Origin of the sequence: Halobacillus ihumii (assembly GCF_902726645.1) — a bacterium.
Lineage (GTDB): Bacteria > Bacillota > Bacilli > Bacillales > Halobacillaceae > Halobacillus_A > Halobacillus_A ihumii.
Map to the genome: position 1 here is coordinate 4,125,829 of NZ_CACVAO010000001.1, position 26,025 is coordinate 4,151,853.

The following is a 26,025-nucleotide window of genomic DNA, read 5'->3' on the forward strand; positions in this document are numbered from 1 at the left end:
TATGCATTGCCTATATACCTTTAACTAATCTATTCTTTTGATAGTTTTCTCCTGTCTGCTGCTTGAGGGGGTTCTTCCATCCACCCATGTTCAATCATGATCTTGCCTCCATCTTCAGCAAAGTCAAATGTATCTTTCATTATTTTATTCAATTTTAATGTTAAGTCATTCCGCATACTGAATGCAGATCCGAAAGTATTCCCACTGAGACTAAAGACAGATAACATATTGGTAATATACATCATTAACTTATCAGAAAAAGGTGAGAGGGTTGATTCTGTTATTTCACCAGCCCAAATGGAGGGCGGGTGAATATCACTTTCCAATAAGATATCTTGCATGGTGGTGGTGACCTGCTTGGCAAGTTCTTTTCCTCTAGCAAAGTATTTCTTCGATTGATCATTCTCGGCAACTTGTGCAAAGCTTGTCATCAACTGTGTTCCAATTGCATTAATTTCTAGAGATTGATACAGTAAACCAATTTCTACCGTATTAAGAACCCGTTTCGGCTTTAAAATGTTCATACCGCTCATATAGCTTGTCTTATCAACATACTCAACTTCTTTTGGTAAAGGAACAATTGGCGGGTGGATCAAAATTCCCTGTTCCAAAAGGTATTCCGTGACCTGATTAGAGGTATCTTGTAAATCATCAATAAACCTATTATATAACTGGCGAATATCCTTTCGGTAAGACATCCCCAGGTGCAAAGTATACAAGCCCATCAAAACCTCAGTCATCGTACGTATAAAAAACAAATCAAAACCACCGTCATATAATCGGGGAGCTTCTTTGTTTACGTCCTTTCCAGTATATCCTTCAGGAACCACGGCACCTTCCCTTTCAAAAACGGTTTTGATTGCCTCAACATTTAGGGTTTCCTTATTATAATGGTTTTGAAATATTGATTTTACTACTTCATCATTACTTAGTTCAAGAAAATACTCTAAGACTCTTAGCAGCATTGTTTTTTCCATATAAGCCTGCCACAAATTCCCTAATTCGGAAGCTGATATTTTGGCTTGTTCACTGTTCAAGTCTAATACCTCCCTAAAATTCAAATTGTATATCAATTATAACTTTCCCCATTTTATGGTTTTTAATAATGGGATGCTGTTCATACAAATTCAAAATCATAGGAGTGTTAAAAAAGCTGAGGGCGATCAGTTAAATAAGCTTAAGGTGTTTTATTGGCTATATTTTTACATGTTGGTGAAAGATGGCTAAACAAAAAGAGTAGACAAGCCATGATGTAATCTTTCTAAGATCCTTTGATCTACATGAGGAGTGGAACACTGCAAAGAATGTGGATTAGAATTTCGCTAGTTTTAGTCCATATTAGTTGGTTTTCCGTCTAACTGCATCCTTGAAAACGTTTTTTTAGGGCTTTATCCTAATAAATTACTGTTAGTCTTACTATGTGAAGAGACGCCTAAATGGGAGGTCAAATCGATCTGACCACCAAAAAGACGGTGACCACATAATTGACCACGTATTACCTAAAAGGGTATGAAAATGGACGAAATTGCTTTAGGTATTGGAAGGGGATTTATTGGTATTTGTCAGTTATGAATGGGAACGTATGTTTGTGAAGTCGTGTGATTAAACGAGTGATGTAAAATTATGAAAAGCCCCTAAACCTGGAATTTCCAGGTTTAGGGGCTTTTTGTATTTACTAAAGGATAATTGCAAGTAACCAAATTAAACCTGAGATGTAGCTGCATGTAAAAATCCTAAAATAAAACTGTCAACGATGGGATCAATTATCAACAATTTTTGTAAAAACAGCCATAGTTTAAAACCTTGAGGCTAGGTGCGAAAAGTTCCAGAAGTTATGCCACTCTTTTTCACACTTATGGGCGAACGTACATATTATTTGTCTAAAGAGGTGGTGAACGATGGAGGGAAAAAACGTGAATGTAGAACATGATCCCTTTGCGATCGAGCATGAAGAATGGAAAAAAAGACAAATAAGATCTAGGTTCAAACAATTACTTACAATTTCTTCGCCAATATTTATCTTAATTTTATGGGAGTTCTTATCTAGAACAGGGCTAGTTGATGCAAGGTTTTTCCCGCCGCCGACAGAAATAGTGGGAACGTTTGTGGCGATGGGAACGAGCGGGGAGTTATATAACCACATAGGTATCTCGTTATATAGAATATTTGCCGGGTTTCTGCTTGGGGTCATCCCTGGAGTAATCCTTGGCCTTTTAATGGGATTGTATTCTCCGCTGCGTCATTTCTTTTCGCCGCTTGTAATGGCGCTTATGCCGATCCCGACATTGGCCTTATTGCCCATAATTTTAATTATTTTCGGAGTTGGGGAAGTATCCAAAATTGTAACGATCGCAGGAAGTGTGTTTTTTCCGGTGGTCATCAATACAGTGGCAGGTGTCGTGAATATTGACCGGATTTATTTAGATGTAGCGAAAAATTATGGAGCTAACTCTAGAGACTTCTTCTTTAAAATTGCTTTGCCAGGTTCACTTCCGGTCATGATTGAGGGAATTCAAATGGGGCAGGCTATCGCGCTTCTAACTATTGTAGCTGCTGAAATGATGGGTGCCAATTCCGGGATTGGATATTTGATTTGGACCTCATACAATGCTTTCTTATTAAAAGAAATGTATGTCGGCCTTGTACTCATTTCGTTCTTCGGATATTTATTCTCGCTTATTTTAAGAGGGTTTCAGAGAAAGTTACTGCCATGGAGGTAACAGCAGAGAGGTGATGACATGGATCATAAACCGAAAATTGCGATTCAGGATCTGACGAAAGTTTTTTACAAAAAAGCCAGCAGTGTTACAGCCTTAGAAGAGATAACGATGGATATTGAGGATGGGGAGTTTGTTTGTTTAATTGGACCGAGCGGATGTGGGAAAACGACATTGCTGCGAATTCTTGCTGGTCTGGAAAACCCAAGTACTGGCACATTTACTATCGCCCAAGGGAAGGAAGACCGTCCGCTGCAATCTATGGTCTTTCAAGAACGAGGCGTAATTCCCTGGTTAACGGTTGAAGAGAATGTTGCCTTCGGTCTTAAAATGAGACATTTACCGAAACAGACCGTCAAAGAAAGAACGGCCTATTATTTAGCTAAAGTTGGACTTGATAAGTTTGCGAAGCTGTATCCAAAAGAGTTATCTGGCGGGATGAAGCAGCGGGTCAGTATAGCGCGAGCTTTTGCTAATGATCCGGAAATATTATTAATGGATGAACCTTTTGGCGCTCTCGATGAACAAAATAAATTTATTCTTCAAGAAGAATTATTAACGATATGGTCAGAAACGAAAAAGACAGTCCTTTTTATTACACATAGCATTGATGAAGCTTTATTGCTCAGTGACAGGATTCTGTTAATGAGTTCTCAACCTGGCAAAATTATCGCTGAAAAAATTATTGATTTACCTCGTCCGAGAACGATGGAACAAGTTCGAGCCAATCAGACGATGGCAGATAACTTCGTTGAAATTTGGAATCACTTGCAAGACGAAGTGCAAGGTTCGAGAGTAAGTAGATAAGAGGAGAGATGGAACATGAAAAAATTTACAATCCTTTATGTGCTGCCGTTGTTATTGCTTATTTTAGTCTTAGGTGGATGTTTACAAGGACAGTCCGATCAAGCTTCGGACCAAGGTAACTCAGGGGATAAAGTTACGAATGAAGTAAGTGAAAACAATCCATCTGGTGATTTAGCACCGCTTGAAAAGAAAGCAACTGTTGTCATCGCGGAAGATGGCTCGGCTTCTGGAGCGGGATTTTATATTGCTAACGAAAGAGGGTACTTTGAAGACTACAATATTGAAGTGGAATTTGTGCAATTCGCAAATAGTGATGACATGCTTCCAGCCCTGGCTGCCGGAGAAGTTGACATTGCAGGGGGGGTTTCAACGGCATCCTTTTTTAATGCTATTGCTCAAGGAATCGATGTAAAAATCATTGCTGATAAAGGGCACAATATTAAGGGTGATTCTTATTTTTCATTTGTCATTCGCAACGATTTGAAGGGCGAAATAAAGGAGTACTCCGATTTTAAAGGAAAGCGTATTGCTGTCTCTTCCCAAAATGCTGTAGATGATTATATCTTCCATAGAATGTTAGAACATGCCGGTTTAACAGAAGAAGATGTCGAGTTTGTATTGATGTCAGACTTTGGTAATATGCTCGCTTCAATTGGCAGCGGCTCTGTTGATGCAGCGCTTCAAATTGAACCACTTATTACTCAAGGAATTCAACAAGGGATTCATAGTCGATTTGGAGATACGACGGACTATGCGCCAGAAGCTCAGATCGCTATGGTGCTAGGGGCGCCTGACTTCATCAAAGAAGAAACCGATATTTCACTGCGGTTTATGGCGGCCTATTTAAAAGGAGTTCGTGATTACAACGATGCCTTTATTAAAGGGGAAGGAACCGATGACATCATAGAGATTATGACGGAGTATACGGCTCTGAAAGATCCGGATCTATGGGGTGAAGTTGCGGTCACAGGGTTAAATCCAAATGGCGAAATGTTTATTGAAGATATTAAGAAGCAATATAAGATGTATAAAAATAATGGAGCGATTCGAGGAGAGATTGATTTTGAGAAGGCGATCGATACCTCTATAACTGAAAAGGCGGTTGAAAAGATCGGAGAATATAAAAAATAAAAAAGGAAAAAGCAGCTGGAGTCGGAAGTCAATCCAAGCTGCTTTTTTTTATATATGTTTACATAATATTCTTCACGGAAATTAAGATGGATGTTTTTGTTGCAGCAGAAATCGGAAGTAATTTTCAATTTGGTTAATTTCTTCAGGTTGAACAGTAAGCCATGCTTCTTTATCGAAAATGACAGGTTTATCATAGCCTTTGTCTTTTAAGAAGAGTTTGATCTCTCTCATTTCATCCTCTTTTTCGTCGCTTAACCCCAGAAGGTAGTCGGCGGTCGTCCTTAGGGCATAAGCAATTTTTGAGAGATCCTCAAGATCTGGCGAAGTATATTGACGTTCCCAGTTCGATACAACCTGTGCGGAAACGCCTACCTTTTCAGCAAGCATCGTTTGAGTCAGATGTCTCTCTTTTCTTAATGACCGAATGCGTTGATAAATCACGTCAAACGCCTCCTTTCTGCTATTATAGCACATTAGTAACGAAAATCGATACCTTAACTAACGAGATATTTTACAAATACTAACGTATTACGTTAGTTAAGGTAACGGGATACGTTGCCTGATGGTTGGCAGGTGAGTGTAGAGTGATTTATACTGGGGGTAGCAGCAAAAGGAGGTGTTAATGTGAAAGAGAAGGTAGTAAGTATCGTCGGTCCTACTGCGGTCGGGAAGTCAAAGCTGGGCATTGAAGTGGCAAAGCGTTTTAATGGAGAAGTCATTAGCGGAGATTCGATGCAAATATACCGTGATATGGACATTGGGACAGCGAAGGTAACAGAGCAGGAAATGGAAGGTATTGTTCATCACATGATCGACATAAAGAATCCTGATCAATCGTTTTCTGTTGCGGAATTTCAAGAGCGTGTTCAATCACTGATTGCGGACATTACGTCGCGGGGGAAGTGCCCTGTGTTAGTGGGTGGCACGGGGTTGTACATAGAAGCAACCTTACATAATTTTAACTTTTCTAATCGAGAAAAAGATTCACGTGTTCAAGAACGTCTTGAAAAACAACTTCAAGAGTGCGGAAAAGATCAAATGTACCAGCGTCTAGTAGAGATCGACCCCATTCAAGCTGAGAAAATTCACCCTAATAATGAGCGCCGTGTTTTAAGAGCGCTAGAGGTCTATGAAACAACCGGCAAAACGATGAGTGAAAATATAGAACAGCAAAAGGCGGCCGCCCCTTTCCGTCCTGTTGTTATCGGTCTTGAAATGGAGCGGGAGTTGTTATACGAACGTATTAACGGCCGTGTTGATCAAATGATGGAGGAGGGTTTGCTTGAAGAGGTTCGAATGCTTTATGACCGTGGTTTGGAAAAGAGTCAATCAATGAGTGCGATCGGTTATAAGGAGTTTATTCCATACTTTAAAGGTGAGTGTACGCTGGCACGTGCTATAGAACTTTTAAAACGCAATTCCAGACGCTATGCTAAGCGGCAGTATACCTATTTCAAAAATAAACTGAGTGTTACCTGGTACGAGATTCACCCGAATGGTTATAAGGATAAATTTGAAAAAATATTAAACGATTTAGCAGGAATGCTGTAAAAAAGCTAGAATGATACTAATATAGATAGAAAAGAGGAGGAAGATTCATGGCTCAGTCCGTAAACATTCAGGATAATTATTTAAATCAATTAAGGAAAGAACGTATGCAATTGACAGTTTTCTTACTTAACGGATTCCAATTGCGAGGAATAGTGAAAGCTTTTGATAACTTTACGGTATTGCTTGAAACGGATGGTAAACAACAATTAATTTTCAAGCATGCCATTTCCACTTTCGCACCAGTGAAAAATATTGCGCTTGATAAGGAATAAAGATCGATAACGAGCACAGTTCTGTGCTCGTTTTTTCTGTGTAAAATCTTCTATGATTACTTGCGTTTTAGTACCTGTCGTGTTTTTACTAGGCGAATGCACAGATTCTTCGTACCTAGCGTATGATACAGGGAATGAGGAGGGATCGATGTGTATCCACAAGCTAAAGCGGCACGCCCAGGCGCGATTAACATCGTACTCAATGAAGCGAAAGGAAAGGCGGATGCCGTGCAAAGTCCTTCTGTGAAGGGAAAGCATATGGCTCCTTTTCGTAAAATTGATCACTACTTTAAGTCGATTATCGGCTTGCAAGAATTAAAGCATAGTGTAAAAGAAATCTACGCACAGGTACTGATTGCTCAGAAAAGAAAAGATATGGGTCTGAAATCGAATAGTCAAGTGCTGCACATGGTTTTTAAAGGGAATCCGGGAACAGGTAAAACCACGATTGCACGAATGGTTGCAGCACTGTTCCAGGAGATGGAAGTTTTAGAAAAGGGACATTTTATAGAAGCTGACCGCAGTGATCTCGTGGGGGAATATATTGGTCATACAGCGCAAAAAACAAAAGATTTAATCAAGAAGTCTCTTGGAGGGGTGCTTTTTATAGATGAAGCATACTCACTCGCTCGTGGAGGAGATAAAGATTTTGGCAAAGAAGCGATTGATACGATTGTGAAATGTATGGAAGACCATCATGATGAACTGGTGATTATCCTGGCGGGCTATCCGTATGAAATGGATAATTTCATGAGGATGAACCCGGGTCTTGCTTCGCGTTTTCCTATCCAACTCGATTTTGATGATTACTCAGCAATGGAACTATCAGCTATTGCAGATCATATGGTTCAAGATAGAGATTACGTTCTTTCCCATCAAGCCAGCAAAAAGCTGTATGAACATTTGGTGTCTGTTTGTTATCACTCGAAGCATAATTTTTCAAATGCGAGATATGTTAGAAATGTCATTGAAGAGGCAATTCGTAAACACGCTTTCAGAGTAGCGAGTTACTCTACTCACGAAAGAGCGATCTTAACGACACTTGAAGCGGAAGACTTTCAACTATTATCTGAGAAATCGAGCTATCACTAAGAGAATTGTGTATTCATCCACCTTCTCTGATATGATAGAACAAACATGTTTCATAAAGAAAAGGGTGAATCCAATAGGAATGAAAGAACAAATTATACTCGTGGCAAGAAAAGACCCTGCTCAACAAGAGGAACGGTTTACTTCTTCTCTGGAGGAGTTGCGATCGTTAACGGAAACCGCCGGAGGAGAAGTTAAAAAAATCATGGTTCAGAAGCGAGAACGAATTCAGCCGGCTACTTACATTGGTGAAGGAAAGCTAGCTGAAATAAAAGAAGAAATGGACCAGAGTGAAGCGTATATTGATATCGTTGTTTTTAATGACGAATTATCGCCTGGTCAACTGCGGAATATCTCTGATCGTTTGGAGAGGAGAGTCATTGACCGCAGTCAGCTTATTTTAGATATATTTGCACGCCGCGCACGAACCAAGGAAGGTAAGCTCCAAGTTGAACTTGCTCAGCTGCAATATTTACTGCCGAGACTTGCTGGGCAAGGTACGGAGCTTTCTAGACTTGGCGGCGGAATTGGGACGAGAGGGCCTGGTGAAACGAAGCTGGAGACGGATAGGCGTCATATTCAGCGTCGTATTGATGATATTAAACGCCGTCTTCAAACCGTTGTAAAACAACGGAACCAATATCGAAAAAGGCGCGAAGATAACTATGCCTTTCAAATAGCAATCGTAGGGTATACGAACGCCGGTAAATCTACATTTTTTAATAAAGTGACAGATAGTGATTCGTTTGAAGAGGACCTGCTGTTTGCTACACTCGATCCATTAACGCGGCAGGTCAGTCTGCCTTCGGGGTTTAAGGCGCTTATTTCTGATACAGTTGGTTTCATTCAAGACCTGCCAACAACATTAATTGCGGCTTTCCGTTCAACATTAGAAGAAGTGACGGAAGCGGATTTTATTATTCATATGGTGGATTCCTCTCATCCAGACCATTTAGAACAGGAAAAGACGGTCCATAAACTTTTGAAGGATCTGCAAGCAGATCATCTGCCTTCCCTGACTGTTTATAATAAAAGGGATCTCCTGCAAGATGACTTCATCCCGAATGCTTTCCCGTCCTTGACGGTAAGCGTGCAAGACCCGATTGATATCAAGCGAATTCTTGATAAAGTAGAGAGTGTTTTAAAAGAAGAATGGTATGAATATAACGTGTTTATCCCTGCTTCAGACGGAAAACAGCTTCAGCAATTTAAACAAGGCAGTATTGTTGCCTCGGTTAAGTTTCATGAAGACCAGGAAGGATATGCATTGCATGGTTTTATCCGTCCGGATCATCCACTGAAAAATAAGATTATACAATAGTTAGGAAGAGAAAGATGAATGAATATATAGAATCAGCAGAGCATCAAATTCGTTCGCAGCACGAAGGTATACAAGTATTAGTAGAAAAAAATCAACAAAAAGTACTGGATGCTTTTCAAAAGTTAAAAGTGTCCGATTCTCATTTCAACCCCACTACAGGCTATGGATATGATGATTTCGGAAGAGATACTCTGGAAGAGCTGTATGCAGAGATTTTTTCAGCGGAAGATGCTCTTGTCAGACCGCAAATAATTTCAGGGACACATGCTATTACCACAGCCCTTTTCGGTGTTTTAAGACCAGGAGATGAGCTCGTATATATCACCGGAGAACCGTATGATACGTTAGAGGAAGTTATCGGAGGTAAAGAGGGGCAGGATAAAGGATCATTGGCTGATTTCGGGATTACTTATCAAGCCGTTCCTTTAAAGGATAACCGGGAAGTGGATCTGGGTTTAGTGAAAGATGCGGTTTCGGAACGGACAAAGGTTGTCGCCATTCAGCGATCTAAAGGTTATGCGGATCGACCATCCTTCACAATAAGTGAAATTGAACAGATGATTCGTTATGTTCGATCTTTAAAAAACGATGTCGTTGTGTTTGTAGATAATTGCTATGGTGAATTTGTCGAGGAACAGGAACCTGTAGAAGTGGGAGCCGACCTTATAGCGGGCTCACTCATTAAAAATCCAGGTGGAGGCCTTGCGCGGATCGGCGGTTATATTGCTGGAAGAAAACAGTTAATTGAGTTGTGCAGTTATCGATTAACTGCTCCTGGTTTAGGTAAAGAAACAGGAGCCAGTTTAAATACATTACAAGAGATGTATCAGGGAATATTTTTAGCTCCTCATGTCGTTGGAGAGGCGTTGAAAGGGGCTATTTTTACAGCGAAGCTTCTTGATTCGCTTGGGTTTTCTACTTCACCACGATTTGATGAACCGCGAACGGATCTCATCCAATCAGTTGATTTTGATAATGCTGAACAGATGGTTCAATTTTGTCAGGCCATCCAGGGAGCCTCGCCGATTAATTCTCATGTAACGCCGCATCCAAGTCCAATGCCTGGTTATGAAAGTGATGTCATTATGGCAGCAGGGACGTTCATACAAGGAGCTAGTTTAGAGCTGACTGCTGACGGCCCTCTTAGAGCGCCTTATACAGCTTTTGTTCAGGGCGGATTAACATATGCTCACGTTAAAATTGCTGTTGGCCGAGCTGCAGAAAAATTAATCCAATCAGGCTTTGCCCAACCCAAAACATCCTTAAAAAACTGAAGGCTATCGTCTTCAGTTTTTATATACAAATTCATGTTAGCTTATCTAACATAACTTGACACATTAATTACAATAGCTATATAATAGTGGTAGAATTTCTTTTGGGGGTGGCAAATCGATGAGTGATCAAGTTCGTCGTTCCATGCCGTTGTTCCCGATGGGGATTGTACAATCCTTAACTGATCTTTCTGCCCGGCAAGTTAGGTATTATGAACAGCATCAGTTAGTAAATCCAGTAAGATCAAACGGCAATCAGCGGCTTTTTTCATTTAATGATGTCGATCGTTTGCTTGAGATTAAGGACCTTATAGAAAAAGGTGTGAACATGGCTGGAATTAAACAGGTGCTTACACTTACCCATCAGCCGGAGAAGGAAACATACAGTGGTGAAGAAGTGGAAGTTCGCAATGAACTCACTGACAAAGAACTTCGCCGTATGTTACAACAAGAACTTTTCACCGCGGGGAGGCAGGGCAAGGCTAGTATAAGGCAGGGAGAATTATCTAGATTCTTCCACTAAAGACATAGGAGGAGACACATGGGATTAACAAGAGATGAGATTTTCAAGAAGATTGATGAGGAAAATGTAAAGTTTATCCGATTACAATTCACGGATATGCTAGGTACGATTAAGAACGTGGAAATACCAGTAAGTCAAGTAGATAAAGCTCTTGAAGGTATGATGATGTTTGACGGATCTTCCATCGAAGGTTTTGTTCGTATTGAAGAATCAGATATGTACTTAGTTCCAGATCTTGATACATTCGTTGTGTTCCCTTGGTCATCTGAAAAGGGAAAAGTTGCACGCTTTATCTGTGATATTTATAACCCTGATATGACACCATTTGAAGGATGCCCGCGTTACAATTTAAAACGTAACCTGAAGAAGATGGAAGAGCTAGGATTCAACGCTTTTAACATTGGAACAGAGCCTGAATTTTTCCTATTTAAACTTGATGTGAACGGTGATCCTACCATGGAGCTGAACGATAAAGGCGGGTACTTTGATTTGGCCCCAACTGACTTAGGAGAAAATTGCCGCCGTGATATCGTGCTCGAGTTAGAGGAGATGGGCTTTGAAATCGAAGCTTCTCACCACGAAGTGGCTCCAGGCCAGCATGAGATCGATTTCAAATATTCTGATGCAGTGAAGCATTGTGATGACATTCAGACCTTTAAATTAGCTGTTAAAACAATTGCCCGCCAGCACGGATTACACGCAACATTCATGCCTAAGCCATTGTTCGGTGTGAACGGCTCAGGGATGCATGCCAATATGTCATTATTTAATGAAAATGGGAATGCTTTCTTTGACGAAAACGGCAAAGAGCAGCTATCTGATGTAGCTTATCAATTTACAGCGGGTATTGTGAAGCATGCGACTAACTTCACAGCCGTAACCAATCCAACGATCAATTCTTATAAGCGTCTGGTTCCTGGTTATGAAGCTCCTTGTTATGTGGCATGGTCCGGCCAAAACCGCAGCCCGCTCGTTCGTGTTCCGACTTCGCGCGGTCTGAGTACACGTATTGAAGTGCGCAGTGTTGACCCTGCAGCTAATCCGTATATGGCTATGGCCGTACTGCTTGCTGCTGGACTCGATGGTGTCGAGAACAAGCTGGAAGCTCCTGCTCCCGTTGATCGCAATATTTATGTAATGGACAAAAAAGAGCGTGAAGCACACGGCGTTAAAGATTTACCTGCAACACTTTCTGACGCGCTTCTTGAGCTGCAGTCTGATGAAGTCATGGTAAAAGCTCTTGGTGAGCATTTGTTTGAACATTTTATTGAAGCTAAAGAAATTGAATGGGATATGTTCCGTACGCAAGTCCATCCTTGGGAGCGCGAACAGTATTTACAAACCTATTAATAATGGTCCCCATGAAGCCGCCTGGCTCATGGGGCTTTTTATGTTGTCCATTAAAAATCCGGGAGCCATTGATCGGCTCCCGGATTTTTTAATGGACCGTGCGATAAAGGCCGACTACTTTGCCTAGTATCGAAACATCATCTAGTATAATCGGTTCCATTGTTGCGTTCTCAGGCTGTAATCGAATATGCGTTTTCTCTTTGAAAAATCGTTTAACGGTAGCTTCTTCCTCTTCTGTCATAGCCACGACGATGTCGCCATTTTCAGCAGTTTGCTGTTGGCGGACAATAACCATATCTCCATTTAGAATACCCGCCTCAATCATACTCTCTCCTTGAACAACAAGTACGAAAGTATTTTCATCTGCTCCTGCCAAAGAGTCTGGGAGAGGCACATACTCTTCAATGTTTTCTATAGCAGTGATTGGTGACCCAGCTGTTACCGTACCGATAACCGGGGCATAGGAAGCTTCGCCCCTTGGGATGCTCTGGTCTTCTTCTAAATCAATTACTTCTATGGCTCTCGGTTTCGTAGGGTCTCTCCTTAAATAACCTTTTTTCTCTAGTCGAGAAAGATGACCATGAACGGTTGAGCTTGAAGCAAGGCCGACAGATTGTCCAATTTCTCTTACGGAAGGAGGATAGCCCTTCAATAATACCTGTTCTTTAATAAAATCTAGTATTGCTTGCTGACGTTTTGAAAGTTTATTCATAGACTGCCACCTCGTACATAGGATTATAGTAACCACATTGTACCATGCGGTTTTAAAAAACGCAAACAAGCGTTCGAAAAAACTTGACAAGAACGACTGTTCGTATATAATAAAAGTAACAAACGCGAACAAACGTTTCTAAGAACGATTGTTCTAATCGGGAGGATGGATCATATGTTTAACAAACTTTCTAAGCTCGATATTACGTATATTCTATTGTTTGCGGCCAGTTTAGCTTTTTTATATTTCTCTATGGTCACAAGTATATAAGTAAGTTATCCTTGATTTGATTCAATCAAGAGGTGAGGCATCATGAAAGCAGTTCTTTATTGTCGAGTAAGTACTGAGAAGGAAGCACAGGTATCTTCCTTAAAAAGACAACGGAGTGAATTAATGCAGTTGGCTGAGCATCAATCCATAGAAATAGTAGATTGCATTGAAGAGCAAGCCAGCGGTTATGAAATCGAAAGAGAAGGTGTCTTCCGCTTATTAGACCATTTTGCAGATGGACGAGCAGAGGCCCTTCTTATTCAAGATGAGACAAGGTTAGGTAGAGGGAACACAAAAATTGCCCTTTTTCATCAGCTGCAAAAGCTCGGAATTCGTATTTATTCACTTTCCCATGAAGGGGAATTACAAATTTCTGAATCAGATTCGATGGTTTTACAGATTGTAGGGATCGTTGAAGAATACCAGCGAAAGATACATAATATGAAGATTAAGAGAGGAATGAGAAAGGCTGTCCAGGAAGGATACGATCCTAGTCATAACTTATCGAATCAGCACTTGGCTCCAGGAAGAGAACGGCTTGTTTTTCCGATAGAAGAAGTGGTGCGTTTAAGAAACAACAAGTTAACTTTTAAAGAAATAGCGGCAACGTTGCGAGGACTCGGCTATGATGTTTCCAAAGCAACCGTTCATCGCAGGTATCAGGAGTTCGTCTCCCTTGAAAAACAGCAAGAGGACAGGTAATATATGAAATAGAACAAGGGTCTTTTGGCGCTTGTGTTTTTCATGGCGAATACCAGGTAAGGGGGTATGGGCAAAATGTTATCTAATGAAAAGCTTAACAGAATCAATGAACTAGCCAATAAATCAAAACAGGAAGGCCTTAATAAAGCTGAAAAAGAGGAGCAGAAAAAGCTGCGTCAGGAATATCTGAAAAATGTTCGAAGCTCCTTCAAAAACCAGCTTAAGGGTATGACAGTTGTTGATCCAGAAGGCAATGATGTTACACCAGAAAAGGTTAAAAAGATGCAGCGAAACGAGAAAAAGCATTAATAAGAAATGCCGTACCGATTATAGGGTGCGGTATTTTTGTTTATCTTAGAGAAACTGGGGAAAAATACTTGAGAAGTTTAAGAGAAATTGTAGAAAAAACGATAACAATGCTTGTCACTTGTTCATTTTCATTATAGGATTATACATGGTACATATACGGAATTTGAAAGGAGAATGTTTACATGGCAGCAAGCCTTGAACAGACATCTATTAATACAATACGAACACTTACGATTGACGCAGTTGAAAAAGCACAATCGGGGCATCCGGGAATGCCGATGGGTGCCGCTCCAATGGCATATACACTTTGGACCCAATATATGAACCATAACCCGAAGAATTCGGATTGGTTCAATCGGGATCGTTTCGTGTTATCAGCGGGACATGGATCTATGCTTCTTTACAGTCTGCTGCATCTTTCTGGCTATAATGTCACGATTGAGGACATTAAATCGTTCCGTCAGTGGGATTCAAAAACCCCTGGTCATCCAGAAGTAGGCCATACTGATGGGGTAGAAGCCACCACTGGACCATTAGGACAAGGAATTTCCATGGCCACGGGTATGGCGATGGCAGAAGCTCATCTGGCAGCTAAATATAATCGCGACAACTATAATGTTGTAGATCATTATACATTCTCCATTTGTGGCGATGGTGACTTGATGGAAGGCGTGTCTCAAGAGTCTGCTTCTTTAGCCGGGCATCTAGGGCTAGGGAAGTTAATTGTCCTTTATGATTCAAACGATATTTCCCTAGACGGCGACTTAGACCGTTCCTTTAGTGAAAGTGTTGAAAAACGTTATGAAGCTTATGGCTGGCAAGTCATTCGCGTTGAAGACGGTACAGATACTGAAACCATTGCTCAGGCAATTGAGCAGGCAAAACTAAATACAGAGCAGCCAACCATGATTGAAGTTAAAACAGTGATCGGGTACGGCTCCCCTAATAAATCGGGTAAATCTGCTGCTCACGGTGCACCCCTGGGTGAAGAAGAAATTACGGCCGCGAAACAGCATTATAACTGGGAGCACGAAGAACAATTTCATGTACCAGATGAAGTTTATAATGACTTCAAATCAAAAGTACAGGAAAATGGTGAAGAGAAAGAAGCGCAGTGGAATGACCTTATGAAACAATACAAGGAAGCATACCCTGAGCTTGGAGAGGAACTTGAGCAAGCCATCAATGGCGACCTTCCGGATAATTGGCAGGAAAGTCTTCCATCATTTACGGCTGGCGAAGATAGCCTGGCAACTCGTGCAGCTTCCGGAAAAGTTATAAACGCTTTATCTAAAACAGTGCCTTACTTTTTTGGAGGAAGTGCTGATCTAGCCGGTTCTAACAAAACAACAGTAGAGGGAGAAGAAGATTTCTCCCGCAACGATTATTCAGGCCGTAATGTATGGTTTGGCGTTCGAGAGTTTGCTATGGCCTGTGCGTTAAACGGTATGGCTCTTCACGGCGGTTTAAAGGTTTATGCTGGAACATTCTTTGTCTTTAGTGACTACCTGCGTCCGGCATTGCGTTTATCTGCTATCATGAATTTACCTGTAAACTATGTATTCACTCATGACTCAGTAGCTGTTGGAGAAGACGGCCCAACTCATGAACCTGTTGAACAACTTGCTTCCTTAAGAGCAATTCCAAACCTATCACTGCTTCGTCCGGCAGATGGAAATGAGACAAGTGCTGCTTGGAGAATTGCTCTTGAGTCAAACACGACACCTACAGCTCTAGTGCTGACACGTCAAGGGTTACCGACACTTGAAGGTACAAAAGAGAAAGCCTATGAGGGCGTGAAGCACGGGGCGTATATCCTTAGCGATTCTGATAAGGAAACACCTGATGGCATTTTGCTTGCTTCAGGTTCTGAAGTACAATTGGCAGTGAATGCTCAATCCGAACTTAAGACAAAAGGGTATGACGTAAGGGTAGTGAGTATCCCATCATTTGATCGCTTTAGACAGCAAACCCGGGAATATCAGGAAAAGGTTTTACCAAATGCTGTTAGAAATCGTCTGGCTATTGAAATGGGAGCATCATTTGGCTGGGAGCGTTATGTCGGTCTTGATGGAGCCGTCATCGGAATTGATACATTCGGAGCATCCGCACCAGGAGATGAAGTCATCAAAAATTATGGCTTTACAGTAGAAAATGTCGTCAAACATGCTGAGAGTTTAATGAACAAATAAGTACAGCAGCGGACTACTGCATGCTAGTATGCGGTAGTCCCCTTTTAAGTTTTTATAATTCTGACAAAAATCGTAGATCAAGTAAGCCATAATGTGACAAATTATTCGCTCTATGCTCTGTATAATCATGAGCAAGGAGTGATAGAGCTATGCAATTTGTCATTTATGCGATTAAACAAGAAGTGTGCGAACACTATTATTATAAAGTAGAATTAATTAAGCGATTTTTCGAAGAATGCTTACATGCCCCTCATTCAGGGCTGCTCCAAAAGCAATTAGATTATATAACGGAAGATTTCTCGTTTAAGCAATGGTTTGCGGATCGCTATAATGGCTTGCGCAACACACCATTCTCTATTAATGCGAATGGAGAATTATTCAAACGCGGGCAAAATTATGATATCATTATCAAAAAGAATAGCAGTTGTCTATTACAGTGTGACAGTCTCTGGCAAGCAGAACGAGTGTTATTTCAACCATTAAGGATGTGCGATCAGTCGTTTTTTATTGTAGAAGAAAGTGGAGAGCATTACGGATGGATTTCCCCTCTTTCAAGTCAGCGTTTGTTATCGTAAAATGGTCTATTGTATTACTGTGAGCATTTTACTATACTGTTATGGGAGACAACACGAAGGAGGAAGACGTAGAGATGACTTTAGGCATAGTTTGGGTTATTATCATTGCCGTCTTGGCCCTCGTAGGTGGAGTAGCCTTGGGCTTTTTCATCGCGAGAAAATATATGATGAACTATTTAAAGAAGAACCCGCCAATTAATGAACAAATGTTGCGTACAATGATGATGCAGATGGGACAGAAGCCATCACAGAAGAAGATCAATCAAATGATGCGGGCTATGAACAATCAGCAGAACAAATAACAAGTCGGGACCTTCTCTTTCATACCATATGAAGAGAAGGTTTTTTTGTGGATGGTGGAGTTTTTGAAAGGGGATATGGGCATACTTCATGATATGTTCACATTTGATTCATCGTTTTTTAAAAGCTGATTTGATACAATAAGGTTCGAGTCTACAATTGGGGGCCGTGTTATGACAGATGTGAATATTTTATTAGCTTTTGGAGCAGGCTTTCTTTCTTTTATATCACCATGTGTTTTACCTTTGTATCCCGTATTTCTTTCCTACATAACCGGAATGAGTGTAAGTGAGTTAAAAGAAGATAATGGTATGCTTAAGAAAAGAAGCATGGTTCATACCATTCTATTCTTGCTTGGCTTTACTACGATTTTTCTGATCTTAGGTTTTTCTGGATCGTTATTTTCGCAATTTTTCATCCAAAACGAAGCAATCATAAGAAGGTTGGGAGCTATTCTTGTGATTTTCTTTGGTTTTGTGATTATCGGGGTATTTAATTTTAAATTCCTTATGCAGGATCATAAGATCACTTTTAAAAACCGGCCTGCCGGCTATATAGGTTCTTTTATTATTGGACTTACTTTCTCGTTAGGCTGGACACCTTGCATGGGACCGATATTGGCAGCTGTATTAGGACTGGCTTCAAACAGTCCCGAGTTATTTCTCGTTATGATGATTTCCTACTCCCTGGGTTTTTCTATTCCGTTCTTCGTTCTATCTTTCTTTGTTGGAAAATTGGATTGGATCAAACGACATAGTGGAAAAATTATGAAAATCGGCGGGTATATTATGATTCTGATGGGAGTTGCTTTGTATTTTGATTGGATGGCGAAGCTGACTTCTTATCTTGCTGGTTTATTTGGGTTCCAAGGCTTGTAAATCATAGCATTCCAATGGATTTTATATTATGATGAAGATATTGAAACTGTATAAGGAGTTTATTTATGATTAGGACGAATGATTTAATTTTAAGAACAACTACCTCCCTTATTGCGTTCATCCTGTTCGGGTTCTCAGCTTATTTATTTTTTGCCGGCCACAACGCGCCAGGAGGAGGCTTCATAGGCGGATTGATGGCTGCTGCAGCACTAGTCTTGATGTACATGGCATATGGGCTTAAAGCAATGGAGAAGGTTATTCGTGTTAACTTTCGGTATATGATCTTTACTGGATTATTAATCGCTGTTGCTACAGGGATCGGATCATTTATATTTGGAGAACCTTTTTTAAGTCACACGTTTGCCTATTTTCAACTTCCTGTTCTTGGCCGAACAGAGCTGGCTACAGCTCTATTATTTGATTTAGGTGTGTACTTGACGGTAATCGGGATTTCCATGACGATCATTTTGGCTGTGGCAGAGGACCGGGACTAATTTTTGCTAAAAAGAATCTAAATCGCAGGGATTTGCGGGCGCGTTAGTGGAGTGTACTCCATGATTATTATTGATCAGGAATCGGAAGAAAGAGTGAAAACTTTATGTTTTGGATAATTTCAAGCACAGTAGTAGCCGCATGTATGGCCACGGTCATGATTTTTGTTCGTCTAAGGGCAGCTAAAAAGCCGGCCAGTGTGAAAAAAATCATTTTACCGCCGCTTTTTATGAGCACCGGGGCCTTCATGTTTTTATTTCCAGTCTTCCGCGTTGGGTGGGGACAAGTTGCAGAGGCTGTTTTAGTAGGTGTGATCTTTTCGATTTTTCTGATTCGGACCTCAAAATTTGAAGTAAGGGAAGAAAACATCTATTTAAAGCCTTCAAAAGCATTTGTATTTATTTTATTTGGGTTACTGATTTTACGGATCATACTAAAGTTAATTATAGGTCAGACTATAGCTTTTGGAGAAATGAGCGGGATGTTTTTTCTGCTTGCTTTTGGAATGATCTTCACATGGCGTCTGGCTATGTTAAGACAGTACTTACAGTTAGAAAAAACGTTATAAGCAGCAAATGTGAAGGTCTCCTATAAGGATTTCTTCTTTTATACTAAGCCAAACTAAAAAAGATCGTACCGTGTTTAGCGGTCCGATCTTTTTTATCGTTCAAACAAAGGTTGATAAGGGGTAATATCGATTTCTTTTTCTTTTAGCTTCTTGATGAGAAATTTGTGGTCTCGTTTAGGAGTCGCGAGAATATAGCCTTCTATAATTACATCCTGCGTAATTTTAGAGCATTTCTTTTCCAGGGCCACCTGTCCAATTCTGCCCGCAATCTTCTGTTTGGCTATATCACGAAAAAGTTCGGGCACAGGGCTCACAAGTTCTTCAAGCAAGGCTTTTTGCTCGATGTTCCACATGTGAATGGTTTGCTCAATATAATGTTCTTCCCAGTCGATTGTCGACTTACCATCTTCTTTAGGCATCCGTTTAAGGAATTTACGAAACATAAAAAAGCCGCCAATTCCCATAAGAACAACCATGATGACAATCCACCCGATAATAAATAGGGCAAAGCCACCTGACATACAATCACCTGTTTCGTTTTTATGCTTATTTTTTCTGCTCCTCTAATTATAAAAGCATTGCCAAAGAAAGACAAGCAGTTATCTTGTAAGAAAACTGTCGGTATACTAATAATGGTGTCTAAATGTTTTACATATTAATCGTTTTCATTTAAAATAGATGGTGCCTATTTGTGAACTTTCGTGAAAAAAGGAAGCAAATGTACAAATTTGGGGAATGGGGATGCTGATTTACAGCTCACCATTTAATTTTGATGAGGGGGTAAAAGGAATATGGCTAACAGCGCATTTAATGCTCGCAAACAATTCGACTTAAATGGCAAAACGTACAACTACTACGACTTAAAAGCCTTAGAAGATGCGGGACATGGCAAGATTTCCCGTCTGCCTTTCTCCATTCGTATTCTGCTTGAGTCTCTGCTCCGTCAACATGATGGACGTGTGATTCAGGATAGTCACGTGGAGAGTCTAGCAAACTGGGGAACTAGTAAAGCAAAAGGGGAAGATGTTCCATTTAAACCTTCCCGTGTTATTTTACAGGACTTCACAGGGGTTCCGGCTGTTGTTGACCTTGCTTCACTTCGTAAAGCAATGGTTGATATGGGAGGAAGCCCGGATGAAATCAACCCAGAAGTACCGGTGGATCTAGTTATTGACCACTCTGTACAAGTTGATAAATATGGTACAGCTGATTCATTGAACATTAATATGGAATTAGAATTCGAACGAAATCAGGAGCGTTATGAGTTCCTGCACTGGGCTCAAAAGGCGTTTAATAACTACCGCGCTGTGCCTCCCGCAACTGGAATCGTTCACCAAGTAAACTTAGAATACATTGCAAATGTCGTTCATGCGAAAGAGAACGATGAAGGCACTGTTGATACTTATCCAGATACACTTGTTGGTACAGACTCCCACACAACCATGATCAATGGTCTTGGTGTGTTAGGATGGGGTGTTGGCGGTATTGAAGCAGAAGCAGGAATGCTTGGCCAGCCATCATACTTCCCAGCGCCGGAAGTTATTGGAGTGAAGCTGAACGGCAGCTTCCCACAAGGAACTACTGCAACGGACTTAGCGTTAAAAGTTACACAGAAACTAAGAGAACAAAATGTTGTTGGTAAATTCGTTGAATTCTTCGGTCCTGGCTTGCAGGAAATGCCGCTTGCTGATCGTGCGACAATTTCTAACATGGCACCAGAATATGGGGCTACTTGTGGGTTCTTCCCTGTAGACGGTGAATCTTTAGAATATTTACGTTTGACTGGACGCAGCGAAGAGCAGATCGAGCTTGTTGAAAAGTATTGTAAAGAAAACAACCTTTGGTATGATCCATCTCAGGAAGATCCAGAATTCACATCACTTGTAGAAATTGAATTAAATGAGCTTGAACCTAACTTATCAGGTCCTAAGCGTCCACAGGATTTAATTCCATTTTCTCAAATGAAGGAATCCTTTAACAAAGCGATTACTGGCCCGGCAGGTAACCATGGCTTTGGTCTGGATGAGTCTGAATTTGATAAAGAAGCTGAAGTGAAATTCGAAAACGGCAAGAAAGCTGTTATGAAGACAGGAGCACTGGCTATTGCAGCGATTACTTCTTGTACAAACACTTCAAACCCGCACGTCATGCTAGGTGCCGGTTTAGTAGCTAAAAAGGCAACTGAAAAAGGTCTTAAAGTGCCTGAATATGTGAAAACATCCCTTGCACCAGGTTCTAAAGTTGTTACGCGCTACTTGGAGGATTCAGGTTTAATGCCATATTTAAACCAATTAGGGTTTAACCTTGTAGGGTACGGCTGTACGACATGTATCGGTAACTCTGGTCCATTGCTTCCTGAAATTGAAAAGGCGATTGCCGATAGTGATCTAACGGCATCTTCCGTTCTTTCAGGAAACCGTAACTTTGAAGGACGTATTCACCCGCTGGTCAAAGCAAACTATTTGGCCTCACCGCCGCTAGTTGTTGCTTATGCCCTTGCTGGTACGGTTGATATCGATCTCAAGAAAGAGGCGCTAGGTACGGATAAAGATGGAGAACCTGTGTATTTTGATGATATCTGGCCTACACAAGAGGAGATCAAAGCTGAAATTTCTCGTGCAGTAACACCTGAAATTTTCCGTAAAGAGTATGAAAATGTCTTTAACTCTAACGAGAAGTGGAATGAAATTAATACAACAGACGAACCGCTTTACGACTGGGACGGAGAATCTACTTATATCCAGAACCCGCCATTCTTTGAAGGGTTGTCTCGTGATCCAGAAACGGTTAAGCCACTTTCTGGTATGCGTGTAGTGGGTAAATTTGGCGATTCTGTCACAACCGACCATATTTCTCCAGCTGGTGCAATTCCTAAAGATATGCCTGCAGGAGAGTATTTACAGGAGAAGGATGTGTCACCGCGAAACTTTAACTCCTACGGTTCTCGCCGAGGTAACCATGAAGTAATGATGCGCGGAACATTTGCGAACATTCGTATTCGTAACCAGTTAGCTCCTGGTACCGAAGGCGGATTTACTACGTACTGGCCGACAGAAGAAGTAATGCCGATTTACACTGCAGCGATGAAATATAAAGAGGATCAAACACCTCTTGCTGTAATTGCTGGCGATGATTACGGCATGGGAAGCTCCCGTGACTGGGCCGCTAAAGGAACAGATCTTCTTGGCATTAAAACGGTTATAGCCCAAAGCTTCGAGCGTATCCACCGTTCTAACCTTGTTATGATGGGCGTATTGCCACTGCAGTTTAAAGATGGAGATACGATCGAATCACTAGGATTAACGGGCCGTGAAACCATTGATGTTCAAGTTGATGAATCTGTTAAGCCGCACGACTTAGTGAAAGTAACGGCAACAGATGAAGAAGGTAACAAGAAAGAATTTGATGTTATTGCCCGTTTCGATAGTGAAGTAGAAGTAGATTACTATCGTCATGGTGGAATTCTTCAAATGGTACTACGAAATAAATTAAGCTAAATAGCTTCTAAAAAGGTCCGCTCGTACTTGAGCGGACCTTTTTTTATGAAATATTTTCAAACAATAAGCACCAAAGCTTTACAAAGAACTGATATGGTTTATATTGTTATGTATGAGAAATCACTTTACCGACTGTATTTTTATGATTTAGCCTAATACTATTTTGTTTCAATAGGCATGTCTGCTGACTCGCTATGATATGTATAAGTAGAAGCGTCCTTTCTATATATGATCAATACTTAAGGGATGGGTGATGAATGGGAAAACAAATCGGTGCAGGACTCTTTTTAATTGTATTACTAGGTGTGGTAGTTTTTAATATTTTTACAGAAGAAGACAGGAATCCTGCTGCAGATGAGACAGCTGAGTATAATGTTTCAGGTGATCCTTCACAGGAAGGGACAGCCATCACGCCGCCTAACGCTCCTGACGGCCTTGAAGTGGGCGAAATGGCTCCAGATTTCACGTTAAAGACGATCGATGGGGAAACGTTGAGTTTATCTGATCTACGCGGCCAAAAAGTCATGTTGAACTTTTGGGCCACATGGTGTCCTCCATGTCGTGAAGAAATGCCAAGAATGGAAAAGTTTCATCAACAATATGGTGACGAAATTAAGATTGTTGCTGTAAATGCCACCGGATCTGAGAGCAGTATAAATAAAGTCGAAAAATATATCCAAGAAGGCGGCTATACGTTTCCAGTAGTCTTAGATAAAGAACTAAGCGTGAATAACGATTATCAAGCTATTGCTCTTCCGACTACGTACTTTATTGGAACAGATGGTGTCATTCAGCAGCCGCGTAAAGTAGGCCCGATGAGTTATGACTACATGGTAGAAATGATGAATGCATTAGAATAGGAATATTTTGTCTCACTTATGGGCATCCTTAGTTCTTAAAGGAGAGATTCTCATGAGAAGAAGACACAAATTATCCTATAGCGAACGAGTTCAGGAAAATATTCGTTTAATTAAAGAAGACGAAAAGTTATTGGACCAAATTGAAGAAAGAATTGAGCAGCGTCACCGTAAACGTATAAAGCAGATCCCTTCATAAAAGAGGGATCTGCTTTTTCTATATGAACGTAATGGCCCGGGCAAGTTAATCTACATTAAAGAACGGCTATGTTAAAATGAAGAACAGTGACAAATGGGATAAGGGAGCGTTATCTAACCTTAACCTTCTAAATCATATCTATTACATACTACCAGGAAGGGATGTGAAATCATGGATGAATCCACCCTTAAAGATTGGACCAGTCTGGATGCAATACCTCCCATAACAGAAATTGAAGCATTAAAACTGATGGATGATCAGGTTGAACTCGATCAGGACATCAAAGTACGTCTTTACATCGTGCTTGCATACTATCGCATGCAGCGTCATCAAGATAAGGATCCACTTGCTGATCAGTTTATTGAGGAGGCTCGGATCATTCAACCTGATAACTCTTTAGTTCGTGATCTATACGAATCCATTCAGCTGTTAAGAGCTTATCGGATTTTGAGGGACACGCCCTATGAACAATGGCTGCTTCACGAAACAGACCACGATTCTACTAAAGGGAAAAAAGCCCGAGTTATGTACAATGATGTGGATGCGGTCCAGCAACAGTGGGATGAAGAGCTTGCGACGAAAACTTTAATTGATGCCACCAGTCATAGACTCAAACTTTATCAGGAAGTATATGAGCACCTTTCATCTTTAAAAGCAATTCTAGCTGAGGCTCTCGATTCCATAGAGCATCGCCGTATTCACATCCCGGTAAAACAAGTAAATGAAAAGGCGAGAAAGCTTACTGAATATCAGGGGGAACTGTATCAACGTTTGCCATCATTTTTAACGGTATCCGTCGATCTCAATCCAATTGAATCACTTGAAAACATGGTAGGATTGCAAGACGTAAAAAAATATATGACGAGATACTATCAATTTTTAAAATATCAGCAGCAGCGCAGAAGTTTTGGCTTCTCTATGGTGGATGACCCTGGGCTTCACATGATAATTACAGGGAACCCCGGCACTGGGAAAACAACGATCGCCCGCTTACTGGCGAATATCTATTACGATTTGGGTATCCTTGATACGAGAGAAGTAGTAGAGGTTAATCGTTCCCATCTCGTCGGCTCATACGTAGGTCAAAGTGAAGAAAACACACTCAATTACGTTCAACAGGCAGTCGGTGGTGTGTTATTTATTGATGAAGCTTATAGTTTGAAGCGAGAGGGCCAAACAGGAAACGACTATGGTCAGGCTGTTATCGATACGCTTGTATCGGCGATGACGAGCAAGGAATATGGCGGGAAATTTGCTGTTATTCTAGCTGGATACCCCGAAGAAATGAGACAATTTCTATGGTCCAACACGGGTTTGCGCAGCAGGTTTCCGGAGCAGAATCATATTGAACTCCCAGATTATCAAATGAATGAGCTCCTGGAAATAGCTGAATCAATCGCCCTTGAGAATGACTTCTTTTTTACCGAAAAGGCACTAAGACTATTTGAAACACTCATTGAAAAAGAGCGAGTGGATGAGTCATTCGGCAATGCGCGAACTGTGCGTAACCTCGTGTTAAAAACAATTTTCCAAAAAGGTGCCTCCGAACAGTTAGAGGATAAACATCATTGGCTGGATCATATGAGGATTCAAGAAAAAGATTTAAGCTTTGATGATAATCCTGACGAAACATCGACATCACCTATGGAGCGTCTGAAGTCACTGATTGGCTTAAGCAATGTAAAAGAAGAAGTGAAAAAGCTTTCAGCATTTGTACACTCTCAACAAAAAAGAAAAGAACGCGGCTACCCAGTTGTACCGATCCAGCTCCACTCCGTGTTTTTTGGAAATCCGGGTACAGGGAAAACAACTGTTGCAGATATCTATGCACAAGTTTTAAAAGAATGCGGGTTGTTAAAACGAGGACATGTTGTGGTCGTCTCTAGAAGTGATCTCGTTGCCGGCTATGTTGGTCAAACAGCTATCAAGACAAAGCGGAAAATTCGTGAAGCTTTAGGCGGTGTGCTTTTTATCGATGAAGCCTATGGATTATATAATGGCGGGCGTGATGATTTTGGCAAAGAGGCGATAGAAACGTTAGTAGACGAGATGACGCGCCATAATGAGAACCTTGTCGTTATATTAGCGGGCTACCAACAAGAGATGAAGCAATTGATTGCCAGCAATCCCGGGTTATCATCACGCTTTAAAAAATATTTGTTTTTTCCAGATTATGATGAACAGCAACTGTTGGACATGTTAATCTATCAAACTTCACAGTATGGATATGAACTGTCCGAAGAAGTTGAACCCTATTTATTACATCAGTTTCAATCACATAAAATAGAGGGAAATGGTCGTTTTATCAATAATTTAGTCAATGAAGCGATTCAGTATCAGGCCATCCGTTTAATGGAAGAAGATAGTGACAGTTGGAACACGCTCACACTAAATGATTTAACAAATGCATGGCATAACGTTCGAAGGGAGTAGTCATAAGAA

Annotated in this window: 26 protein-coding genes; 22 read left to right on the top strand and 4 right to left on the bottom strand. The window is 40.8% G+C overall.

Features of this window, described 5'->3' with window-relative positions; genetic code table 11:
* Positions 1 to 29 precede the first annotated feature (29 nt).
* A complete protein-coding gene (locus G6R08_RS20635) occupies positions 30 to 1,037 on the bottom strand; it encodes a DUF3231 family protein (protein ID WP_163530782.1) in 1,008 nt (335 codons plus the stop codon).
* Between the two features lie 861 nt (positions 1,038 to 1,898).
* Between G6R08_RS20635 and G6R08_RS20640 the strand changes: the two genes are divergently transcribed.
* From G6R08_RS20640 to G6R08_RS20650, 3 genes are read left to right on the top strand one after another with little or no spacing between them, the layout of a single operon-like run.
* Positions 1,899 to 2,720: an ABC transporter permease gene (locus G6R08_RS20640; protein ID WP_163530784.1), complete on the top strand. Its 822-nt coding sequence runs from the start codon at positions 1,899 to 1,901 to the stop codon at positions 2,718 to 2,720.
* Between the two features lie 18 nt (positions 2,721 to 2,738).
* On the top strand, positions 2,739 to 3,524 hold the full coding sequence (locus tag G6R08_RS20645; RefSeq protein ID WP_163530786.1) for an ABC transporter ATP-binding protein: 786 nt from the start codon (positions 2,739 to 2,741) through the stop codon (positions 3,522 to 3,524).
* A 15-nt stretch (positions 3,525 to 3,539) separates the two neighbouring features.
* Entirely contained in the window at positions 3,540 to 4,655 is a 1,116-nt protein-coding gene (locus G6R08_RS20650) for an ABC transporter substrate-binding protein (protein WP_163530788.1), read from the top strand.
* Between the two features lie 81 nt (positions 4,656 to 4,736).
* Here the strand turns inward: G6R08_RS20650 and G6R08_RS20655 are convergent, their stop codons facing one another.
* Positions 4,737 to 5,096, bottom strand: a complete 360-nt coding sequence (locus G6R08_RS20655; RefSeq protein WP_163530790.1) for a helix-turn-helix domain-containing protein — start codon at positions 5,094 to 5,096, stop codon at positions 4,737 to 4,739.
* Between the two features lie 183 nt (positions 5,097 to 5,279).
* On the opposite strand from G6R08_RS20655, the gene miaA reads away from it, so the two are divergent.
* The 7 genes from miaA (at position 5,280) to glnA (ending at position 12,032) form a co-directional block, all read left to right on the top strand.
* Entirely contained in the window at positions 5,280 to 6,206 is a 927-nt protein-coding gene (gene miaA, locus G6R08_RS20660; protein ID WP_163530792.1) for a tRNA (adenosine(37)-N6)-dimethylallyltransferase MiaA, read from the top strand.
* Between the two features lie 47 nt (positions 6,207 to 6,253).
* Positions 6,254 to 6,478, top strand: coding sequence for an RNA chaperone Hfq (gene hfq, locus G6R08_RS20665; protein ID WP_163530794.1), 225 nt, complete (start codon positions 6,254 to 6,256; stop codon positions 6,476 to 6,478).
* A 150-nt stretch (positions 6,479 to 6,628) separates the two neighbouring features.
* A complete protein-coding gene (locus G6R08_RS20670) occupies positions 6,629 to 7,570 on the top strand; it encodes an AAA family ATPase (protein WP_240339789.1) in 942 nt (313 codons plus the stop codon).
* Positions 7,571 to 7,649: 79 nt separating this feature from the next.
* A complete protein-coding gene (gene hflX / locus G6R08_RS20675; RefSeq protein WP_163530796.1) occupies positions 7,650 to 8,888 on the top strand; it encodes a GTPase HflX in 1,239 nt (412 codons plus the stop codon).
* Between the two features lie 14 nt (positions 8,889 to 8,902).
* Positions 8,903 to 10,162 carry a methionine gamma-lyase family protein gene (locus G6R08_RS20680; RefSeq protein WP_163530798.1) on the top strand — a complete coding sequence of 420 codons (1,260 nt, stop codon included), beginning with the start codon at positions 8,903 to 8,905 and terminating at the stop codon, positions 10,160 to 10,162.
* Positions 10,163 to 10,280: 118 nt separating this feature from the next.
* Positions 10,281 to 10,682: a MerR family transcriptional regulator gene (locus G6R08_RS20685; RefSeq protein WP_163530800.1), complete on the top strand. Its 402-nt coding sequence runs from the start codon at positions 10,281 to 10,283 to the stop codon at positions 10,680 to 10,682.
* An 18-nt stretch (positions 10,683 to 10,700) separates the two neighbouring features.
* Positions 10,701 to 12,032 (top strand): type I glutamate--ammonia ligase, encoded by a 1,332-nt coding sequence (glnA, locus tag G6R08_RS20690; RefSeq protein ID WP_163530802.1) that lies wholly within the window; start codon positions 10,701 to 10,703, stop codon positions 12,030 to 12,032.
* 88 nt (positions 12,033 to 12,120) lie between these two features.
* Here glnA and lexA read toward each other — a convergent pair whose 3' ends face one another.
* Positions 12,121 to 12,744 (bottom strand): transcriptional repressor LexA, encoded by a 624-nt coding sequence (gene lexA, locus G6R08_RS20695; RefSeq protein WP_163530804.1) that lies wholly within the window; start codon positions 12,742 to 12,744, stop codon positions 12,121 to 12,123.
* A gap of 312 nt (positions 12,745 to 13,056) precedes the next feature.
* Between lexA and G6R08_RS20700 the strand changes: the two genes are divergently transcribed.
* The 8 genes from G6R08_RS20700 to G6R08_RS20735 all read left to right on the top strand — a co-directional run bounded on the left by G6R08_RS20700 (position 13,057) and on the right by G6R08_RS20735 (position 19,030).
* Positions 13,057 to 13,716, top strand: coding sequence for a YneB family resolvase-like protein (locus G6R08_RS20700; RefSeq protein ID WP_163530806.1), 660 nt, complete (start codon positions 13,057 to 13,059; stop codon positions 13,714 to 13,716).
* Positions 13,717 to 13,791: 75 nt separating this feature from the next.
* On the top strand, positions 13,792 to 14,025 hold the full coding sequence (locus tag G6R08_RS20705; RefSeq protein ID WP_163530808.1) for a DUF896 domain-containing protein: 234 nt from the start codon (positions 13,792 to 13,794) through the stop codon (positions 14,023 to 14,025).
* Between the two features lie 182 nt (positions 14,026 to 14,207).
* Positions 14,208 to 16,217: a transketolase gene (gene tkt / locus G6R08_RS20710; protein WP_163530810.1), complete on the top strand. Its 2,010-nt coding sequence runs from the start codon at positions 14,208 to 14,210 to the stop codon at positions 16,215 to 16,217.
* Between the two features lie 149 nt (positions 16,218 to 16,366).
* On the top strand, positions 16,367 to 16,792 hold the full coding sequence (sirA, locus tag G6R08_RS20715) for a sporulation inhibitor of replication protein SirA (RefSeq protein ID WP_163530812.1): 426 nt from the start codon (positions 16,367 to 16,369) through the stop codon (positions 16,790 to 16,792).
* Between the two features lie 74 nt (positions 16,793 to 16,866).
* A complete protein-coding gene (locus G6R08_RS20720) occupies positions 16,867 to 17,094 on the top strand; it encodes a YneF family protein (RefSeq protein WP_079529997.1) in 228 nt (75 codons plus the stop codon).
* Positions 17,095 to 17,265: 171 nt separating this feature from the next.
* Complete coding sequence (locus tag G6R08_RS20725; protein WP_163530814.1) at positions 17,266 to 17,970, top strand: cytochrome c biogenesis CcdA family protein; 705 nt, start codon at positions 17,266 to 17,268, stop codon at positions 17,968 to 17,970.
* A gap of 65 nt (positions 17,971 to 18,035) precedes the next feature.
* The gene (locus G6R08_RS20730) at positions 18,036 to 18,464 is read left to right on the top strand and encodes a Na(+)/H(+) antiporter subunit B (protein WP_163530816.1); all 429 of its coding nucleotides are present in this window, start codon (positions 18,036 to 18,038) and stop codon (positions 18,462 to 18,464) included.
* Between the two features lie 104 nt (positions 18,465 to 18,568).
* Positions 18,569 to 19,030: a CcdC family protein gene (locus G6R08_RS20735; RefSeq protein ID WP_163530818.1), complete on the top strand. Its 462-nt coding sequence runs from the start codon at positions 18,569 to 18,571 to the stop codon at positions 19,028 to 19,030.
* Between the two features lie 92 nt (positions 19,031 to 19,122).
* Here the strand turns inward: G6R08_RS20735 and G6R08_RS20740 are convergent, their stop codons facing one another.
* Positions 19,123 to 19,551 (bottom strand): DUF2621 domain-containing protein, encoded by a 429-nt coding sequence (locus tag G6R08_RS20740; RefSeq protein ID WP_163530820.1) that lies wholly within the window; start codon positions 19,549 to 19,551, stop codon positions 19,123 to 19,125.
* A gap of 270 nt (positions 19,552 to 19,821) precedes the next feature.
* On the opposite strand from G6R08_RS20740, the gene acnA reads away from it, so the two are divergent.
* From acnA to G6R08_RS20760, 4 genes are all read left to right on the top strand, one after another.
* Positions 19,822 to 22,527: an aconitate hydratase AcnA gene (gene acnA / locus G6R08_RS20745; protein WP_163530822.1), complete on the top strand. Its 2,706-nt coding sequence runs from the start codon at positions 19,822 to 19,824 to the stop codon at positions 22,525 to 22,527.
* Between the two features lie 257 nt (positions 22,528 to 22,784).
* Positions 22,785 to 23,387, top strand: a complete 603-nt coding sequence (locus tag G6R08_RS20750) for a TlpA family protein disulfide reductase (RefSeq protein ID WP_163530824.1) — start codon at positions 22,785 to 22,787, stop codon at positions 23,385 to 23,387.
* A gap of 52 nt (positions 23,388 to 23,439) precedes the next feature.
* Entirely contained in the window at positions 23,440 to 23,583 is a 144-nt protein-coding gene (locus tag G6R08_RS20755) for an FbpB family small basic protein (RefSeq protein ID WP_163530826.1), read from the top strand.
* Between the two features lie 171 nt (positions 23,584 to 23,754).
* On the top strand, positions 23,755 to 26,016 hold the full coding sequence (locus G6R08_RS20760) for an AAA family ATPase (RefSeq protein WP_163530829.1): 2,262 nt from the start codon (positions 23,755 to 23,757) through the stop codon (positions 26,014 to 26,016).
* Positions 26,017 to 26,025 lie beyond the last annotated feature (9 nt).

What these genes read in the sequence shown, in the direction of transcription:
- tkt (WP_163530810.1), top strand. Translation starts at nt 14,208, where the DNA reads ATGGCAGCAAGCCTTGAACAGACATCTATTAATACAATACGAACACTT.
- G6R08_RS20680 (WP_163530798.1), top strand. Translation starts at nt 8,903, where the DNA reads ATGAATGAATATATAGAATCAGCAGAGCATCAAATTCGTTCGCAGCAC.
- G6R08_RS20700 (WP_163530806.1), top strand. Translation starts at nt 13,057, where the DNA reads ATGAAAGCAGTTCTTTATTGTCGAGTAAGTACTGAGAAGGAAGCACAG.
- lexA (WP_163530804.1), bottom strand. Translation starts at nt 12,744, where the DNA reads ATGAATAAACTTTCAAAACGTCAGCAAGCAATACTAGATTTTATTAAA.
- acnA (WP_163530822.1), top strand. Translation starts at nt 19,822, where the DNA reads ATGGCTAACAGCGCATTTAATGCTCGCAAACAATTCGACTTAAATGGC.
- G6R08_RS20725 (WP_163530814.1), top strand. Translation starts at nt 17,266, where the DNA reads ATGACAGATGTGAATATTTTATTAGCTTTTGGAGCAGGCTTTCTTTCT.
- G6R08_RS20685 (WP_163530800.1), top strand. Translation starts at nt 10,281, where the DNA reads ATGAGTGATCAAGTTCGTCGTTCCATGCCGTTGTTCCCGATGGGGATT.
- G6R08_RS20720 (WP_079529997.1), top strand. Translation starts at nt 16,867, where the DNA reads ATGACTTTAGGCATAGTTTGGGTTATTATCATTGCCGTCTTGGCCCTC.
- hfq (WP_163530794.1), top strand. Translation starts at nt 6,254, where the DNA reads ATGGCTCAGTCCGTAAACATTCAGGATAATTATTTAAATCAATTAAGG.
- G6R08_RS20735 (WP_163530818.1), top strand. Translation starts at nt 18,569, where the DNA reads ATGTTTTGGATAATTTCAAGCACAGTAGTAGCCGCATGTATGGCCACG.
- hflX (WP_163530796.1), top strand. Translation starts at nt 7,650, where the DNA reads ATGAAAGAACAAATTATACTCGTGGCAAGAAAAGACCCTGCTCAACAA.
- sirA (WP_163530812.1), top strand. Translation starts at nt 16,367, where the DNA reads ATGCAATTTGTCATTTATGCGATTAAACAAGAAGTGTGCGAACACTAT.
- G6R08_RS20760 (WP_163530829.1), top strand. Translation starts at nt 23,755, where the DNA reads ATGGATGAATCCACCCTTAAAGATTGGACCAGTCTGGATGCAATACCT.
- glnA (WP_163530802.1), top strand. Translation starts at nt 10,701, where the DNA reads ATGGGATTAACAAGAGATGAGATTTTCAAGAAGATTGATGAGGAAAAT.
- G6R08_RS20750 (WP_163530824.1), top strand. Translation starts at nt 22,785, where the DNA reads ATGGGAAAACAAATCGGTGCAGGACTCTTTTTAATTGTATTACTAGGT.
- G6R08_RS20650 (WP_163530788.1), top strand. Translation starts at nt 3,540, where the DNA reads ATGAAAAAATTTACAATCCTTTATGTGCTGCCGTTGTTATTGCTTATT.
- G6R08_RS20740 (WP_163530820.1), bottom strand. Translation starts at nt 19,551, where the DNA reads ATGTCAGGTGGCTTTGCCCTATTTATTATCGGGTGGATTGTCATCATG.
- G6R08_RS20730 (WP_163530816.1), top strand. Translation starts at nt 18,036, where the DNA reads ATGATTAGGACGAATGATTTAATTTTAAGAACAACTACCTCCCTTATT.
- G6R08_RS20645 (WP_163530786.1), top strand. Translation starts at nt 2,739, where the DNA reads ATGGATCATAAACCGAAAATTGCGATTCAGGATCTGACGAAAGTTTTT.
- G6R08_RS20755 (WP_163530826.1), top strand. Translation starts at nt 23,440, where the DNA reads ATGAGAAGAAGACACAAATTATCCTATAGCGAACGAGTTCAGGAAAAT.
- G6R08_RS20705 (WP_163530808.1), top strand. Translation starts at nt 13,792, where the DNA reads ATGTTATCTAATGAAAAGCTTAACAGAATCAATGAACTAGCCAATAAA.
- G6R08_RS20640 (WP_163530784.1), top strand. Translation starts at nt 1,899, where the DNA reads ATGGAGGGAAAAAACGTGAATGTAGAACATGATCCCTTTGCGATCGAG.